We start from the raw sequence: 18,632 nt of genomic DNA on the forward strand, positions 1-18,632 counted from the left end.
CCTCTAAGGTTTTACATATATTGCCGTAGCAACAGTTCTTTCGCCATTCCAATCACAAGGGTCATTTATAACCTCTCCATCTAAATACATAGTTGACGAGGAACCACCATCAAGGTTACTGGCGTTAAATGCACCTTGTTGTATGAGTAAGTTTTGCACCTCTTTTAAGGAAGCACCAGGTTTTAACCCTTTTCTACCATCAATAACTAACATTATTACGGTTCCATCCTGTTTTTGTCCTATAGCTGTTCTAGGATTTAATCCTTCGTCATCAACAGCCACGGGTTTACCATTTATTACAAGAGTATTTCTAAAAGAAACAGCCTCCACTACATTCTTTTTTTTCAAATCACTTATAGTATGATCTCCAACAATTAACTTTCCATCCTTTGTAAATGCAGTTACATTTACTCTCTCATTGTCCTTAATGTCACTATAAGCTACTTTCCCATCAGATATAACAACCCCTTCTGGATAAGCCCCTGTACCAGACCATAACTTACCATTATTAGGAGATCTATCAGTAAAGCCTCCGCCGTTTACAGCAGCTACAGCATTATTTGCCGCTGCTATTTCACTAGTTCTCTGACCCACTTCTCCAATTTTATTTGTGTACCCTATTTTCATTCTTGTAGGGTCCTTAATTTCAAGTATATACCCGTCAAACTTTTTAGTATGAATATCATATCTTTCTATACCCTTATCACTTGCATGACTTACTTGAATCGTATTCAAATTTTCCGACTCACTTCCACTTACCCCACCAGCTTGATCACTCTTTATTAGCTTACTTATTTGATCCTTTGATAAAAAAGCAGTTGCAATATATTGATGGCTAAAGGTCGCCATAGCAGTACCTACTATAGTTTTTTTAACATTTTGAAAAGGTCCGTAAAAAACTAGTAATGGTGTCGTAATAGCCGCTACTATAAATTCATAAATTATAAATGTTATAAGCACTTTTGCAGAAAATTTCTTCTTTTTTTTAGCCCTGGTACTTTTTTCTTCTTTTTTCATATTTACCTCCAAACATAATAGTCATTTTTGCATATAGAAAGTTAAGCATTAAATATTCTCAAATTAATAAAACATACATAACACATTTTACTATTATTTTAGTTTTTTTTCTACCACATAGTTTTGAACAAGATTTAAATTTTACTATTTCATTATACGTAATATTACTAATTTTTACAATATTGTAATATTAAACAAAAATGTAAAAGCGCGTACTGTTCTAACAATACACGCTCTATTTATAGGGGTACTAAGCCGAAAGTTAACTCTCTAGTTAGTTTCTCCATATAGATTTTCAATTTTGATACTTCATTTAATCAAGGTATCCCTATGAATGCCGCTAATAAGTCAAGCACCCAATTTGAAAATCTATAGTTTACCTATATCATTTCTATAATAAATTCCTTCAAAACTTATATTCTTTAAATCTTTATATGCTTTATCCATAGCTTCATCTACAGTATTTCCTAATGCTTCAGTACATAGAACCCTGCCTCCATTAGTTTTTAAAATACCATCTTCATATTTAACACCAGCTGCAAAAACTCTATTTGCTTTACTTATGCCTGTAATCTCTAGACCAGTGTTATATTTTCCCGGATATCCCTGAGATGCTGCAACAACACAACAAGATGTCCCATTATTCCAGCATAATTCAAACTGTGATAATTTTTTATCTATGGCAGCATATATAAGCTCTACTAAATCACTATTCATAAGAGGCAAAACAGCTTGAGTTTCAGGGTCTCCAAATCTCATATTATACTCAAGTAAATATGGACCTTTTTTAGTTATCATAATCCCAAAGAATATTATGCCTGCAAAATCTAAACCTTCTTCTTTGAGGCCTTTTAGGGTAGGTTCCATTACATCCTTTTTAAATGCTTCTAATATCTCTTCTGTGCAATATGGGTTTGGGCATATAGCTCCCATTCCTCCTGTGTTAGGTCCCTTTCCACCATCATAGATTTGCTTATGATCCTTTGCGGAAACAAAAGGGATTATTGTTTCTCCATCTGTTATAGAAAGAATAGAGGCTTCTGGTCCTTCCAAAAACTCTTCAATAACTAGTTTTTTCCCTGAACCTTTAAAAATATCTTTAACCATAAACTCTATTACAGTATCTTCCGCCTGTCCATAGTTTTCACATATAACTACACCTTTGCCAGCTGCTAATCCATCTGCTTTTATTACTATAGGATACTCACAAGCCTTGAGGAACTTTAAAGCCTCATCTTTATCTTCGAAAACCTCATATGCCGCTGTTTTTACATTATACTTTTTCATAAAAGCTTTAGCATAGGCCTTACTGCCTTCAAGGAGAGCAGCATCAGCTGAGGGCCCAAAAATCTTTAAGCCTAAAGCTTTAAATTTATCTACAATACCTTCCGTAAGAGGAACTTCAGGTCCTACAATAGTAAGTTCAATATTATTTTCTTTTGCAAAGTTTGCAAGGCTATTTATATCTTCTATATTTACATTTTCACACTTTTCCTCTATAGCTGTTCCGCCATTTCCTGGTGCACAATAAACTTTCTTTACAGAATTATTTTGAGCTACCTTCCATGCAATAGCATGTTCACGTCCACCAGAACCAACTATTAGTACATTCATACATCACACCTCTTATCTCTTTTAATGTTTAAAGTGTCTCATACCAGTGAACACCATAGATATTTCATTTTTGTTACATTCCTCTATAGACTGAGCATCTCTTATAGATCCACCTGGCTGAATTATAGCTTTTATACCGTACTTAGCTGCTTCTTGTACTACATCTTCAAATGGAAAGAAAGCATCTGATGCAAGTACTACACCGTCACCAGCTCTATCAAGAGCATGACAAGCTGCCCATATTCTATTAACCTGTCCGCCACCAATTCCTTTAGCCATTCCATCTTTTACAACAACAATAGCATTAGATTTTACATATTTGCATACTTTCATTCCAAATAATAAATCATCCATCTCCTGATCTGTTGGAGCCTTTTCTGTTACTACTTTTGTTTCGTTAACTAATTTATCATCAGCTGATTGTACAAGTATTCCCCCATCAACTTTAGCAATTTCTGCTTTATTTTCAGGTTTTATGGCACATTTAATAACCCTTAAATTTTTCTTAGATTTTAAAACTTCTAAAGCCTCTTCTTCAAAGTCTGGAGCGATCACTATTTCTAGAAAAATTTTAACCATTTCTTCTGCCGTCTTTTTATCAACCTTTTTATTTACAGCTACAATGCCGCCAAAAATTGAAGTAGTATCGCACTGATAAGCTTTAATATATGAATCATAAATACTATTTCCAACTGCTACTCCACATGGTGTATTATGTTTTACTGCACAGCAAGCAGCTTCTTCAAACTCTCTTGCTACCTTCCAAGCAACATCCATATCTTTTATATTGTTGTAGGAAAGCTCTTTTCCATTTAGTTGTTCAAAATCTTTCATAGAACCCTTTTCTACAGTAGATGTATAATAAGCTGCACTTTGATGTGGATTTTCCCCATATCTCAAGTTCATGGATTTTTTATAAGAAAGAGTTAAATACTCTGGATATTCTTCTTCTAGTAAGAAATTACTTATAGCTCCATCATAAGCTGACATAAGATTAAACACTTTTCCTGCTAGTTTTCTTCTTGTTTTAAAATCTACATCTCCACTTTCTGCTATTTGTGTTATAACATCGCTGTAATCATTGACATCTGTAAGCACAATAACATCTTGAAAATTTTTAGCAGCTGCTCTTATCATTGTAGGCCCGCCAATATCTATAAACTCAACTTTTTCTTCAAAGCTTAAGTCTTCTTTAACTTTATCAAAGAAAGGATATAAATTTACTACAACAACATCAATTGGTTTTATTCCCTTTCTCTCTATAGTCTCCATATGCTTCACGTTATCTCTTATAGCTAAAATTCCTCCATGAATAAAAGGATGAAGTGTTTTAACTCTTCCGTCTAATATCTCTTCAAAACCAGTTACATCTGAAACCTCTGTAACTTCTATACCATTATCCTTTAAGTATTTAAAGGTTCCACCAGTGGAAAGTATTTCTACACCTTTCTTTATTAAAAAGTTAGCCAACTCTAATACGCCATCTTTATTAAAAACACTTATAAGAGCACGATTTAACATTTTGCATACCTCCAACTATTTTATAATTACTTTTCTTCCATTAACCTTCACTCTTCCATCAGATATAAGTTTTATAGCTTCCGGAAGAGCTTTATGTTCCTGTTCTAATACTCTTTTCTGTAAAATCTCAGCAGTATCTTCTCCATATACTGATACAGTTTTTTGCAGTATAATCGGACCAGTATCTGTTCCATTGTCTACAAAATGTACAGTACATCCTGAAATCTTAGCTCCATGCTCTACAGCACTCTCATGCACTTTAATACCATACATACCATCCCCACAGAACGCAGGTATTAAAGATGGATGAATATTAATTATTTTATTTTCAAATTTTGAAATTAAGTCACCTTTAAGTATAGATAACCATCCTGCACAAACTATAAGATCTACTTTATCACAAAGAAGCTTAAGTATTTCATCAGAAACTCTGCCTTTGTGTATTTTTCTATCAATAACATAGGCTTTTATATCATTTGTCACAGCTCTTTCAAGTGCATATACTTCTTTCCTATCACTTATAACAGCTTCAATACTACAGTTTGATAAATATCCGCTTTTAATAGCATCTATAATCGATTGAAGGTTTGTTCCCCCACCAGATACAAGGACAGCTATTTTAAACATACTTCTTTTTCCCCTTTTTTAACATACCCTATTTTATATGCCTTCTCACCCATTCTGCCAAGTTCTTCAATAATATTATTTGAATCCTCTTCTTTAACACATAAAACAAATCCTATCCCCATATTGTATGTGTTAAACATATGATTTTCATCTACACCCTTGCTAATAATATACTTAAATATTTCTGGAACTTCAAAACTATCTCTATTTATAACTGCAGTAAAATCATCTTTAAACATCCTTGGTATATTTTCAAAGAATCCACCACCAGTAATGTGTGCCATTCCTCTTATTTCGAACTTTTCTATAAGATCAAGTACAGGTTTAACATAAATTTTTGTCGGAGTTAATAACTCTTCTCCTATCTTCTTTCCACCAAAATCCTCTTCTAGATTTATAATAAGTTTTCTGATAAGTGAGTAACCATTGCTATGAGGTCCACTGGAAGCTATTCCTATAAGCACATCATTTTCTTGAATTTTGCTGCCATCGATAATACTGTCTTTTTCTACGATTCCAACTGAGAATCCTGCTATATCATATTCTCCTTCTGGATAAAAACCAGGCATTTCTGCGGTTTCTCCTCCAATTAAAGCACATCCAGCTTGAACACATCCATCAGAAACTCCTTTAACCAAGTCTGCAGCAACCTTTGCATCAAGTTTTCCACAAGCTATATAATCAAGAAAGAATATTGGTTTAGCACCATGACACAAAATATCATTTACACACATAGCTACACAATCTATACCAACTGTATCATATTTTTTTGTTTTAAAAGCTATTTCAAGCTTTGTTCCAACTCCATCAGTTCCTGAGACAAGCACAGGATTTTTATATTGACCAAGCTCAAACATACCTGCAAAGCTTCCTAAATTATTTAAAACCCCAGGAATAAATGTTTTTTCTGCATGTTTTTTTATAAGCTTTACTGATTCATAACCCTCTTCTATATTAACTCCTGAATCCTTATAGGTTATCATAGTTTCACCCCTACTCTATTATTCTAAACGTTCCTTTGCTACTTCCATCGGTGCTGATACAGGATATACACCACTAAAACAACCTAAGCAAAACCCTTTATTTTCTTCTAAGGATTGTATTAGGCCTTCCATACTTATATATCCTAAACTTTCTGCTCCAATTTCCTGCCTTATTTCTTCTACTGTATAATTGGCTCCTATAAGTTCACTTCTATAAGGAGTATCTATTCCAAAATAGCATGGATATTTTACTATAGGAGAAGAAACTCTAAAATGAACCTCTTTTGCTCCAGCTTTTCTTAAGGTTTCTACTAATCTTCTGCTAGTAGTTCCTCTAACTATAGAGTCATCTATAATTACCACTCTCTTACCTTCAACATTTACTTTTAGTGGATTAAGCTTTACAGAAACAGCTCTTTCCCTCATCTCTTGAGAAGGAGTTATAAAAGTTCTTCCAACGTACTTGTTCTTTATAAAGCCAATGCCATATGGGATACCAGATGCCTCTGCATAACCTACTGCTGCTGGAATACCTGAATCTGGAACACCTATAACTATATCTGCTTCTACTGGACTTTCTTCAAATAACTTCTTACCAGCTCTTACTCTTGATTCATATACATTTATGCCGTCTATAGTACTATCTGGTCTTGCAAAATATATATATTCAAAAGCACAGGTTTCACATTTTGTTTTTTCTGCAAAATTTACTGATCTAATTCCTTCTTCATCTATTATAACAATTTCTCCTGGCTCTACATCTCTTACAAACTCTGCACCAACAGAATCTAATGCACAGCTTTCTGAAGATAACATATAACTATCATTTATTTTTCCTATGCATAATGGTCTTATTCCATTTGGATCACGAACGCCAATGAGTTTATCCTGAGTCAAAATCACTATAGCATAAGAACCCTTTATGGCTTGAATAGCATCAACAGCTGCTCTTTCTATACCTTTCTTGCCTCCTCTTGCTATAAGATTTAAAATTACCTCAGTGTCTATAGATGTTTGAAAGACACATCCACAATCTTCTAAAAGTTCTCTTATTATATCTGCATTTACAAGATTCCCATTGTGAGCAATAGCAATGGATCCTAATTTATATCTTCCAATTATAGGCTGTGCATTATTAACATGACTAGCTCCTGTAGTTGAATATCTTACATGTCCTATAGCTGATATTCCCTTTAGCTCTTCTAGTACGTTCTGATTAAAAATATCAGATACTAGGCCCATATTCTTGTGCCCATTTAATTCTTTTCCATCAGATACTACAATGCCTGCGCTCTCCTGCCCTCTATGCTGAAGAGCATATAATCCATAGTAGGTAATAGATGATACATCTAGATTTTCCTTAGAAAAAATACCAAATACTCCACATTCATCTTTAAACTTGTCCTCTTCAAAATCTAAGGATAAAGGAGCATTAAAATTTTCTGTTAGGTTGCTCATATAACCTTTCCCCTTCTCTTTATAAATTATTATTTAATATGCCACTTATTATTTTCCGCTTATTCTATTAAGTATTTCTATATATGCTTCCTTTACATTTCCTAAATCTCTTCTAAATCTGTCTTTATCAAGCTTTTCGTTAGTATTTACATCCCAAAATCTACATGTATCTGGTGAAATCTCATCTGCTAAAAGAATTTCTCCATTATATCTTCCAACTTCAATTTTAAAGTCTATTAATTTTATTCCTTGCTTTAAGAAAAACTCCTTTAATGTATCATTAACCTTTGCTGCTATTTTATATATAAGATCTAATTCCTCAAAAGTTGCGAGTCCTATTCCAACAGCATGATAGTCATTTATTAAAGGATCTCCTAAATCATCGTTTTTATAGCTTAATTCAAAAACTGTAGTTTTAAGTTCTGTACCTTCTGCTATGCCATATCTTTTAGCCATACTTCCGGCTGCTACATTTCTAACTATAACCTCAAGTGGAATGATTTCTACCTTTTTACAAAGTTGCTCTCTTTCATTTAATTTTCTTTCAAAGTGGCTTTTTACACCATTCTTCTCTAATAACTCAAATAACATTGAAGTTATTGCATTATTTAATGTTCCTTTATCTTCTATTTGCCCTTTCTTTTCTCCGTTAAAAGCAGTAGCATCATCCTTATAATAAACTATTACTTTATTTGCATCATCTGTAGAATAAATTTTCTTTGCTTTTCCTTCGTATAACATTTCTCTTTTTTCCATTTTAAAATTCAACCCCTTCTTCATTTTCTTTAATAAACTTTTCTTTCATGTTCTTTCTATATTCTTTTAATTTATTTTTAATTTCTGGATATTTTAACGACAAAATTTGAACCGCAAGCATGCCAGCATTATAACTATTGTTTATGCCTACAGTAGCTACCGGAATAGATTTCGGCATTTGAACTATTGATAAGAGAGAATCCATGCCATTAACTGCAGCATTAATTGGAACTCCTATAACAGGAAGAACTGTGTGAGAAGCTATAACTCCCGGAAGGTGAGCTGCAAGTCCTGCCCCAGCTATTATACATTCGCATCCGCCCTCTTCAACTTTTTCTATTGTTTCCATAAGCTTTTCAGGTACTCTGTGCGCTGATAGTATGTAGGCCTTATATTCTATATTAAACTCCTTTAATGCATTAGCTGCACCCTTCATTTTTTCAGTATCAGATTTACTACCAAAAATAATAGCAACTTTCATGGAAAATCCTCCTTGTAATTTAAATAAAATAAAAGTTCCGCTAGAATTCCTCGGGGAATCCAGTAGCGAAACTTTACGCTTGCTAAATATTAATCCAAATCACTAGGATTAATAAATATCACTGCAATACTAGATTCACCCATAGAGACAGGAAATTTAAGGTTTCCTCGTAGAGACTCCTGAACCATATTATCAGGATTATACGGATGACTTTTTATTATCTTGTATATTCATGTTAACATAGCATTTTTAAAAAATCAATATGTTTGTATTTATTTTTAATTAAATATTCGCCTTTTATAAAGATCTATTGCAATCAAAGTGCATTATCATTCGTATCATTACGAACTTTATATATTAACTATTTTACACCAATATATTCTTATAGTATGTAATTCTTTCTTTTAATTCATTTAATTCATTAATATATTTAAGGCATAGTTGTTTTAGCTAGATTTTAGAATATGTTATAATAATTAATAATTAATTAATGGGAAGGTAATCATAAAATGTTTGAAATCTTAGTAATCATATTATTATTTGGTATAACTATTTTTATGTCAAAAAATAATTTTAAGTCAAGATCAGATGAATTGAAGGCAAATCTTAAAGAATTTAATTTAGAAATAAAAAATAAATTTTATTCTATGTCAGAGGATAAGCAAAAGGAATTCTTATCTTTGCTAAATGCTGAGTGGAAAGCTAATTTCGAAAGCATACTTAGCAATAACTTCAATTATGCTGCAAACGCTTGGGCATTACAACAACAAATAGCTAAGCAGCAAGAATTATTTATAGAACTTAATAAGTATGCAAATAAATAATAGGGGGAATAGTCTATGAAACTTGTATGTATAGGTGACAGCCTAACTTACGGATATGCAATTTTTAGAAAGGATTGTTGGGTAGAACTCATTAGAAATAAACTAAATATAGATGTTATAAACAGAGGAGTGAATGGAGATACTACTGCAGGTATGCTTTCAAGATCCTATCAAGATGTTATACAAAGCACCCCTACCCATGTCATTATAATGGGAGGATCCAATGACTTTATTGCTAACCGTTCTCTGCACTTGGTTCAAGAAAATATAGAGCAACTAGTTAATGAAGCCATCGAGAATAATATTGTTCCAATATTAGGCATTGAACCTCCTATAGACAAAGTATTAGCACAAAGAAAATGGACCGATGCCGTAGACTATGATCAAATAAATTCTGTATTAAGTAACTACAGAAATTGGATTATTAAATTTGCAGAAAACAATAATGTACACTACATAGACTTTCATGGGTGCTTTTTAGAGTTGCTTAAAAACAAAGACCCGAGAGAACTATATGTTGATGGATTACACCCAACTCCATATGGACACACAGTTATGGCAAACTATACCATTGAACTTTTAAAAAACATATAGATTTCACAATTTAAAAATTGACTCAAAAGCTTGAAATTAGTAATATAAAAATTATGCGATACAGTTTTTATAGAAAAAGTAACTAGAAAGTCATCTTATACAGAGGGATATGTTTCCAAAGCCGAAGTAGATTTAAAAACTTTGTGCCAGTCTTAGTGAAGGGTTTTAAGAGAACCTTAGAACTTTAGAGTTGTTTGAGCATAGCGAGTTCTCGAAAGTTCTTAGGTTGTCTTGAAACACAAACTTTAGACTGACTAAAAGTTTTTAACGTGCTGAAGCTTGGAAACATATTCCGGCGTATAAGCTGACTTTCAGCCTAGTTCCCTATACAGGGTCTTGTGTCGCATAATTTTTATGTTCTGAATTGCAGTTACAAAACCTATAATACCTTTCTTAGTTGCTCTGCGTTATATTCTTTAAGTAATTTATTGTTAGCTTCATCTCTAATAATAAGATCTACTTTACCTTCCTTAATTTTAAGTACTTTTCCTTTAGTTTTTGTTCCTATAACATTTACAGGAGTCTTTAACATAAGCTCTTTTACGTCACTAGAATCACAGTATGCGCACTTACCTTCATTTGTTATAACCCTTTTACATTCTGAACAATAATAGAGTCTTTCCATACATTTACCTCCTAGCATGTCATTTAAATTAATAACCATTGAAGCTCATCAGCAGAGCTGAAAATCAAAATTTTATAACATCTGCCTTTTGCTCTTATCGGTACTTAATATATTCTATATTTTACTCAAATTTCCTTTTAAAAAATTAAAATAATTTAAAACATATTAACTGAAGGTAAAACTTTATCATGGCTGGAACTTCTCTTAAATAACCTGCTATTTCATGAGATTTGTATTCCGTAACAAAAACCCCTGAATAAGAAGCCTTAATATCATAGTATTTTGCTATTAAGGAAGCTCTTTTTAAATGATATTTATTTGATACCACAACAGCTGTTTTTAGATCTCTCTTTTTCATTATTTCCTTTGAATTTTGTAGATTCTCCATAGTTGTCATAGACTTATCTTCTTCTATGATATTAACCTTATTTACTCCTTTGGATATTAAGTATCTTTTCATAGCCTCAGCTTCAGATATATCTTCCCCGCTTCCACGGCCTCCTGAGACAATAACGTAATTCCCATATCCTTCACTGTATAACTTAACAGCACGATCTAGCCTCCATGCTAAAAAAGGGCTTGGTATCGTTCCATATACCTTACAACCTAGAACTATTATACAATCTGATTTTTGAGGCTTAGAAATTTGTCCAAAATAAATTACTGTAGATAGTGAAATTAAACCAAACACACCCCCACATATTAATATAATTTGTAAAAATCTAAATATCTTATTCATATTGTGATCACCCTTACCCCTAATTAAGCAGTCTATATAAATCATTCTATGACTTATATACAAAAGTTGTCAATGTTGAAATAAAAAAACTGCCTGCGGTATATCTCCACAGACAGTTCTTATACAACTATTCCGGTAATAGTACAAATCTAATTATAAATAAAAGTGCTAATATATAAACTATTGGATTAACTTCTTTTTGTTTTCCTGTTACTAATTTTACTATTGGATAGAAAATTATTCCTGCTGCGATACCATTTGCTATACTGTAGCTAAATGGCATAATAGCTATTGTAAAGAATGCTGGAAGTGCTTCTGTAAAATCTTCGAAGTTTATCTTCGTAACAGCCCCCATCATTAGTACTCCAACAATTACAAGCGCCGGTGCCGTAGCTTCTGCTGGAACTACTCCTACTAACCCTCCAAAGAATAATGCTAGTATGAATAGAATTCCTGTTGTGAGGGATGTAAGTCCTGTTCTTCCTCCTTCAGATATACCTGATGTAGATTCTACGTAAGTAACTACTGTACTTGTTCCCATTATAGAACCAAATGTAGTAGCTAAAGCATCTGATAAAAGAGCCTTATTCATGTTTTTAACTCTTCCATCTTTGTCTAGCATTTTTGCTTTTTGTGCTGTTCCAACTAATGTTCCTATAGTGTCAAATAAATCTACTAAGCTAAAGGTTAACACAACCATAACTAAGCTAGTGAAAGCTCCTACCATACCTGCTTTACCAAGTCCTAAAAGACCTTTAAAATCAAAGGCAAAGAAAGTAGGTGCTAATGATGGCGGTGCACTTATTATTTTTATACCAGCAAGATGAGTTATTCCAAAAGGTATTCCCACAATAGTAGTTAATATTATTCCTATAAGTATAGATCCTTTAACTCCTCTTGACATTAATATTCCTGTTATAACAATCCCTATAAGTGTTAGAATTGCATGGGGATCTGTGAACTTTCCAAATCCAACTAAAGTTGCTGGATTAGCAACTATTATACTTCCACTTTTAAGTCCTATAAGAGCTATAAAGAGTCCTATACCACCTGAGATAGCAAGTTTTAGATTATGCGGAAGCGCATCTACTATTTTTTCTCTGATTGACGTTACTGTTATTATTATAAAAAGTATTCCTGATACAAATACTGCCGCCAATGCTTGCTGCCATGTATAGCCTAAAGTTAAACATACGCTATAAGTGAAGAATGCGTTAAGTCCCATTCCTGGTGCTTGTGCAAATGGCAGATTAGCATAAAGTGCCATTACTAAAGTACCTATTGCAGCCGCTATACATGTTGCACCAAAAACCGAAGCAACAACAGGGTCATTTATCGCTGAAATCCCAGCTTTAACAGCAGCATCTCCCATAAGTCCTTGAGAGTTCATTCCTGCTTGCATCAATATACTTGGATTAACAAAAATAATATAAGCCATTGTAATAAATGTGGTTATTCCGGCAACTATTTCTGTTCTTACATTAGTCTTGTTTTCTGATAGTTTAAAAAATGAGTCTAAAAATGATTTTTTTTCGTCTTCATGATTAGGCTTTTCCATATACATTGTTTTTCCCTCCAATAAAAAAAGCTCCCAATTCGAATCTTGAGTAAATCCGAATTAGAAACTCTAATAATTAGTATAATAGTTTAAACGGATCCACCCATAGTCAGAGATTTACGGTACTCTGGTAGAGACTCTTGAACCATATTATCAAGATTATACGGACGAATTAATTTATTTCATTTTTACACTTCATATATTAACATCACATAAATATAAAGTCAATATATTTTATGGATTTTTTAATTATAATGTTCTTAACTGTATTTACCATACAAATATTTTGGCATTTAATATTCGTTACAATTCGAACATTCAATAATTATTTTTAAAATAAATCCTTCAATTTATCGAAATACATTTGATGTAACGCTGGCATAGAAATAAAATTTTCCTTATACTAAGATAATTTAGAGTTTTTAATTTGGTAATCATCGGATAAAGTGAAACTTACTCTAAGTAAGGTCTTAACCCACACCTAAAATTTATCGGATAATTATTAGCTATAATATAAATTTAATATTTTATTTTAAAATAATAAATATAATAGCATATTTTTTGCATTTTTCAAAAATTTTATTAGAAATTTTCAGAAAACAACATTTTTTTCTTTTTAAATAATTCATTTTTTTATTTCAAATGCTATTTACGGACTGTATTTTTGTCGATTTATGCTGATATCTTTCATTGTTTTTGTATACTTATGCAGTTATTTTTTTATTCTTTAGTAATAATACTATTTTTTTATTGACTTGCAGTAATTTTTTTGCTATTATTTTAATAATAAATAACTTGAATGTAAATTTTTAGTTAAATTTTGTTCTAAAATGGCAACTTATCAGTTTGGTTAAAATATTTTGAAAATTGAATTTTAAAACGTTAAAATTTCTCAATTTTGATATATGAGGAAGCTATATATAAAATATAAATTTGTTTCCTCTAATGATACCCCTTTCACTTCCCCTCCACATGTATATCATGTGGAATTTTTTTTATTAACTTGAGGCATCTTCAAAGAAATAACTAGTCAGTATACTAGTCTATTTTCTTTCAGATGCCTAACATTAAAAGGAGCTATAGAATATTATTCTTAATATTCTAGCTCCTTTTGTTTTATATTATTCACCACAACCATACATAAATTTAAAGTTCATCTTCAATATGGTTTTTTAATATCTAAATTTTATTGATAATTTTCCTCTCATATGAATTAATATTATACAAATTAAATATTTCCGTATTTAGTTTTTCTTCAATTTTATTAATATGCTCTGTGTCATTATGTTTGATTGCATCTATTAAGTTATTAACTATTTTTTCTATGTCTTTTTGTTTATCTATACTACATTTTTTAATTGGCATTTTATCTAAATTATACTTTTTAATTTGAGGAGTAGAGTTTAAATTCGTTACTAAAAAATTTAAATAATACCATCCCGCTAACTTTGAGTTTAATACAGCCAAAATGTATTTATATAAATATTTATTATCTAGCTTCATCAATCCATAGAGCGACTGCTCTACTATATATCCTTTTGTATCTAAAGCAGCTATTATTTTATTTCCAGTCTTTCTAATAATTATCTTTGCTGCGGAAGATAACTTCGATAAATCCTTTGTTCCACCTTTTATATTCTCTGGCACAAACTCGTAATAATATGCTTTTAATATATTGTATCTAGCTATATTTTCTCCTTTTAATATTTCTACCTGTGAATCACTTACCCTTTCTTTAGTTATCTTCTTTGAATCTCCAATGAAGCCAGTAAATGTTGAACCTATCTCTCCCAAAGATTCGCTTTCTTTTTCAATCTTATTCTTTATAGCTCTGTAATTATTGCCATCTTCATATGAAAGCTCATAGTTTACACTTTTTAGGTATTCCTTTTGATTAACATAATAGCTTCTCTTATTAAATACATTTATTCTTATCTTATTATCTTCAGAATAATTTTTTTTAGCCACAAAAACCATTGTATCAGTATTTATATTGGGAAACTTTATTTCAAAAGTTAGATTTAAAATATTATAATTATTTAATATATTTTTTCTTAATAATTTATATTGTAAGTTCTTCGCAAATCTATCTGGTATGATAAATCCGATTGCTCCTTCATCCTTAATCATTTGAAATGATCTCTTAATAAAATACTCATATAAATTAGGCAAATAGAAGTTACCCTTATATTTGTCTATATAATAACTTATTAACTTATCTTCTATGTCTCCCTTATGTTTTCTACTTAATGAAACCCAAGGGGGATTTCCAATAATATAATCATACTTATTGCTCCAAAACTCACATCTATTAGTCAACTCTTTTACTTCATTGCAGTTTAACTCTTTCTTTTTTAAGTTTCCCTCTATATCTGTGTATTCACACAAAAATACTTCATTATTTATTTCTGTTATGCTTTCTAAATTGTAATCTTCTTCCCATTTTATCAAGCTGTCACAACAAATTACATTAGGTTCAACACAAGTACTTCCCTTAGACTTTGAAGATAAGTTTATTTTAGCCAGTTCAACTGCATTAATATCTATATCTGATCCAAATATACAATTTTTAATTATATGGTAATGAATATTTTTACTATACCAATAATCTTTGCCTTTAATTTTTAGTGCACCATTATCTGTATACATTACAAATTCATCGTAATAATACTTTTTATTTAACATAGGGAGATTTTTTGAAAATTTATCCATTAATATATCATATACCTTAATTAAAAAATAGCCACTGCCACAAGAAGGATCTAATATTTTTATAAAAGGATTTTCAATTATATCAATGTTATTCATAGTATTTTCTATAATATAAGTAACAATAAATTCTGGAGTGTAGAATCTTCCATAATCTTTACGAATCTTTAAATCTAAATGCTTTTCGTATTCTTCTCCCATTACAACTGTATTATCATGTTTGCCATCCATACGCATACCTTCCTGTAATTAAACCTTATTTTACATGTATCTACTGTTTAAAAGTAACCTCAGTTTTAACAATTTCCGAGCTGCTTCCTACCCTTATAGGCGGACCCCAGGTTCCGAATCCAGAAGTTACAATAATATTAAAATTATTCTCTTTCATATGTCCCCAATCTATTTTAAAAATTCTCTTTGTAATTAAATCAGTAGGAAAAAACTGTCCTTTATGAGTATGACCTGAAAATTGAAGATCTACGCCTGCTTTTTCTGCATCTTCGAGTTTTACTGGCTGATGATCTAGAACTACTATTGGTAACGACTTATCACACTCTTTAATTAACTTAGAAATGTCACTTCTAATTTTACCGCTAAACCTCTGAGTTGAAACATCATCTCTGCCAACAATATAAAAACTGTCCTGTATCTTTTCTACATTATCTTTTAAAAGCTTTATACCAGCATCTTTGTATGCTTTTTCTATTTTTTCAATATCTCCGCCTATATATTCGTGATTGCCAAGCACTGCATAAACACCATATCTAGATTTTATTTTTTTAAAGGATTCCTCCATATGTTCCTCAATAAAAGTGTTTGTATCATCATCTATAATGTCTCCACAAAATAAAACTATATCAGGATTTAGCTCATTAACTTCCTCTACCATTTTATTCAACCTATTTTTGCCTATTATACTCCCTAGATGAATATCTGATATCGTTACAATATTAAGCTGCTTCAAGTTTCCTGCCTTTTTATTTATCGTTATATCATATTCAACTACCTTTGAATGATTTGCATTATAAGTTCCATATATTAAAATTATAGAAATTATAAAAATTGCTGCTACATCTAAAATTAATTCTATATCGTAAGTTCCTCTATAATAAGTGCCTGCACCTGTTACTTTAAGTATTAACCTTATTACTATAATAAAGACTGTCATAATTAAAAAATAAAGCAATATTGCCAGCCAATAAGAACCGATTAAGTTAAATATTCTATCAATAGATGTAGGTAGAAACCTTCTCCCCATTCTTCCTATGAAGAATGATAGAACTATTAAAGCGAAGAAGACCCAATATAAATATATATTAACAAAAGGCACTAATTGTTTGACGATTTCCCATCCTCTTAAACCTACAAATATATTTGCTGCCGCAAAAATGGACAGAAATAAAATTCCTATCAAATATACCATTTCGACCACCCTCAATTAATAATTTTGTAATTATTATATTTTAACATAAATTATGGAAAAGCATAAAAACTTTTTTAAAGGTTACTCTATAAAATATAGAAAGGAGGACTAACTATGACTCATACCGAAAGCAAAAAAGCTACAAAACCGCAAAACAAAAGACTTGCAAAACCAGATATAAAATATGAAGAAGAAATGGAAAAAAGACAGCCAAAAAGTGCCTTGGATATTGATAGAATCAGTAATTCTTAAAAGAAAAACCCCAGCAAATTCTGGGGTTTTTCATATTAAAATTTCTTCATCTCAATTATTCTATGCATTCTTTAGGTGATTGTGAACCTAATTCAGGTATATCTTCTAACTTTAATTTCCTTACCTCTAACATCAGAAATATTAAAGTTAAAATTGATGATATAAAATCTGATATCGGACCTGCCATCCATACACCATTTAATTTAAATATTCCTGGAAGAATTAGCAGCATAGGAATTAAAATTATTACCTGCCTTGAAAGAGCTAAGAACATCGATACTTTTGCTTTTCCTATAGCTTGAAAAAAGTTTGAACTAACAATTTGGAAACCTACTACAGGAAACATTATCATAAATATTTTCATTCCATGTACTGTTATTTGTGTTAGCGAGACATCTGACTTATTAAACATTTGAACTAAAAATTCTGGAAAAATATGAACTAGTAGGATACCAACTGTTGAAATTACCGTAGCAGAAATAGCAGCTAATTTTAGTGCCCTTTTCACACGTTCATATTTTTTTGCCCCGTAATTGAAACCTATTATAGGCTGAGATCCTTGATTAATACCAAAGATAGGCATCAAAATTATTGTAGCAATACTATTTATTATTCCAAAGGCACCTATTGCTAAATCTCCGCCATATATTCCCAATCTTTTATTCAAAATAACATTAACTAAACTAGCGGCAATCTGCATCGCAAATGGAGACATACCTATAGCAAATATACTTAGAACCACTTCTTTTTCTAGTCTAAAGTTCTTTGCTTTAAGTTTTAGCAAGCTGCTTTTCCCTCTAAAGTATGAAATTACCCAAATAGTATTAACAGCTTGTGATATAACAGTTGCAGTAGCAGCTCCTTTTATTCCGAAGTTAAATATATATATGAATATAAAGTCTAAAATTATATTTAAAATACAACCAATTAGCATAGTTGTCATTGCTTTCCTAGGATTTCCCTCTGCACGAATTATATTATTCAATCCAAAGCCTAAATTCTGAAGAACTGCACCAGCTAATATTATAGTTATAAATTCTTTTGCATAAACAATGGTGTTACTACTTGCTCCAAAAGATCTTAGCATAGGATCCATAAATACCATGCCAAAGAATGTTACTAACACCGAAACTATTATAAGCAATGTAAAAGCATTCCCTAATATCTTTTCCGCCTCATCTTTTCTGTGTTGCCCTAATTTTATTGATATATGAGAAGCTGCTCCAATTCCTACAAGCATTCCAAAGCCCATAATTATAATTCCAATAGGAAATGTAATGCTTACACCGGAAATTGCCATAGCGCCTACTACTCTTCCTATGAATATTCTATCAATTATAATATATAAAGAATTTACTAACATTCCAACTATTGCTGGAATAGAAAATTCAAAAAGTAATTTTCCTACACCTTCATTTGCCAGTTTTTTTGAACGATCCATATACTACCTC

At 31.2% G+C, this 18,632-nt stretch carries 17 protein-coding genes and 2 riboswitches; of the genes, 3 read left to right on the forward strand and 14 right to left on the reverse strand.

Going from position 1 to position 18,632, the window contains the following annotated elements:
• Positions 1-3: 3 nt before the first annotated feature.
• The 8 genes from RCG18_RS02100 to purE form a co-directional block, all read right to left on the reverse strand.
• On the reverse strand, positions 4-1,017 hold the full coding sequence (locus RCG18_RS02100) for a phosphodiester glycosidase family protein (RefSeq protein ID WP_308039794.1): 1,014 nt from the start codon (positions 1,015-1,017) through the stop codon (positions 4-6).
• 369 nt (positions 1,018-1,386) lie between these two features.
• On the reverse strand, positions 1,387-2,631 hold the full coding sequence (gene purD / locus RCG18_RS02105) for a phosphoribosylamine--glycine ligase (protein WP_308039795.1): 1,245 nt from the start codon (positions 2,629-2,631) through the stop codon (positions 1,387-1,389).
• 21 nt (positions 2,632-2,652) lie between these two features.
• Positions 2,653-4,152, reverse strand: a complete 1,500-nt coding sequence (gene purH / locus RCG18_RS02110; RefSeq protein ID WP_308039796.1) for a bifunctional phosphoribosylaminoimidazolecarboxamide formyltransferase/IMP cyclohydrolase — start codon at positions 4,150-4,152, stop codon at positions 2,653-2,655.
• A 15-nt stretch (positions 4,153-4,167) separates the two neighbouring features.
• Positions 4,168-4,779 carry a phosphoribosylglycinamide formyltransferase gene (purN, locus tag RCG18_RS02115; RefSeq protein ID WP_308039797.1) on the reverse strand — a complete coding sequence of 204 codons (612 nt, stop codon included), beginning with the start codon at positions 4,777-4,779 and terminating at the stop codon, positions 4,168-4,170.
• Complete coding sequence (gene purM / locus RCG18_RS02120) at positions 4,767-5,762, reverse strand: phosphoribosylformylglycinamidine cyclo-ligase (RefSeq protein WP_308039798.1); 996 nt, start codon at positions 5,760-5,762, stop codon at positions 4,767-4,769. Before purM ends, purN begins: the two co-directional genes overlap by 13 nt.
• Positions 5,763-5,780: 18 nt before the next feature.
• Positions 5,781-7,220, reverse strand: a complete 1,440-nt coding sequence (gene purF, locus RCG18_RS02125) for an amidophosphoribosyltransferase (RefSeq protein ID WP_308039799.1) — start codon at positions 7,218-7,220, stop codon at positions 5,781-5,783.
• Between the two features lie 48 nt (positions 7,221-7,268).
• On the reverse strand, positions 7,269-7,976 hold the full coding sequence (gene purC, locus RCG18_RS02130) for a phosphoribosylaminoimidazolesuccinocarboxamide synthase (RefSeq protein ID WP_308039800.1): 708 nt from the start codon (positions 7,974-7,976) through the stop codon (positions 7,269-7,271).
• A 1-nt stretch (position 7,977) separates the two neighbouring features.
• Entirely contained in the window at positions 7,978-8,457 is a 480-nt protein-coding gene (gene purE / locus RCG18_RS02135; RefSeq protein WP_308039801.1) for a 5-(carboxyamino)imidazole ribonucleotide mutase, read from the reverse strand.
• Positions 8,458-8,579: 122 nt separating this feature from the next.
• Positions 8,580-8,683, reverse strand: a riboswitch (purine riboswitch).
• Positions 8,684-8,966: 283 nt separating this feature from the next.
• Between purE and RCG18_RS02140 the strand changes: the two genes are divergently transcribed.
• Both RCG18_RS02140 and RCG18_RS02145 read left to right on the forward strand, forming a co-directional pair.
• Entirely contained in the window at positions 8,967-9,281 is a 315-nt protein-coding gene (locus tag RCG18_RS02140; protein WP_308039802.1) for a hypothetical protein, read from the forward strand.
• 15 nt (positions 9,282-9,296) lie between these two features.
• Positions 9,297-9,875, forward strand: coding sequence for a GDSL-type esterase/lipase family protein (locus RCG18_RS02145; protein ID WP_308039803.1), 579 nt, complete (start codon positions 9,297-9,299; stop codon positions 9,873-9,875).
• Between the two features lie 379 nt (positions 9,876-10,254).
• Here the strand turns inward: RCG18_RS02145 and RCG18_RS02150 are convergent, their stop codons facing one another.
• From RCG18_RS02150 to RCG18_RS02170, 5 genes are all read right to left on the reverse strand, one after another.
• The gene (locus tag RCG18_RS02150; protein WP_178908109.1) at positions 10,255-10,500 is read right to left on the reverse strand and encodes a hypothetical protein; all 246 of its coding nucleotides are present in this window, start codon (positions 10,498-10,500) and stop codon (positions 10,255-10,257) included.
• Between the two features lie 145 nt (positions 10,501-10,645).
• Complete coding sequence (locus RCG18_RS02155) at positions 10,646-11,239, reverse strand: YdcF family protein (RefSeq protein WP_308039804.1); 594 nt, start codon at positions 11,237-11,239, stop codon at positions 10,646-10,648.
• Between the two features lie 127 nt (positions 11,240-11,366).
• Positions 11,367-12,803 carry an NCS2 family permease gene (locus tag RCG18_RS02160; RefSeq protein WP_308039805.1) on the reverse strand — a complete coding sequence of 479 codons (1,437 nt, stop codon included), beginning with the start codon at positions 12,801-12,803 and terminating at the stop codon, positions 11,367-11,369.
• An 80-nt stretch (positions 12,804-12,883) separates the two neighbouring features.
• Positions 12,884-12,984, reverse strand: a riboswitch (purine riboswitch).
• Positions 12,985-13,976: 992 nt separating this feature from the next.
• Complete coding sequence (locus tag RCG18_RS02165; protein WP_308039806.1) at positions 13,977-15,737, reverse strand: TaqI-like C-terminal specificity domain-containing protein; 1,761 nt, start codon at positions 15,735-15,737, stop codon at positions 13,977-13,979.
• A 40-nt stretch (positions 15,738-15,777) separates the two neighbouring features.
• A complete protein-coding gene (locus RCG18_RS02170) occupies positions 15,778-16,929 on the reverse strand; it encodes a metallophosphoesterase (protein WP_308039807.1) in 1,152 nt (383 codons plus the stop codon).
• A 114-nt stretch (positions 16,930-17,043) separates the two neighbouring features.
• Between RCG18_RS02170 and RCG18_RS02175 the strand changes: the two genes are divergently transcribed.
• Positions 17,044-17,181, forward strand: coding sequence for a hypothetical protein (locus RCG18_RS02175; RefSeq protein ID WP_308039808.1), 138 nt, complete (start codon positions 17,044-17,046; stop codon positions 17,179-17,181).
• Positions 17,182-17,236: 55 nt separating this feature from the next.
• Here RCG18_RS02175 and RCG18_RS02180 read toward each other — a convergent pair whose 3' ends face one another.
• A complete protein-coding gene (locus tag RCG18_RS02180; protein ID WP_308039809.1) occupies positions 17,237-18,622 on the reverse strand; it encodes an MATE family efflux transporter in 1,386 nt (461 codons plus the stop codon).
• Positions 18,623-18,632: the final 10 nt, after the last annotated feature.

The organism is Clostridium sp. OS1-26 (assembly GCF_030915445.1).
Classification (GTDB): domain Bacteria; phylum Bacillota; class Clostridia; order Clostridiales; family Clostridiaceae; genus Clostridium_AM.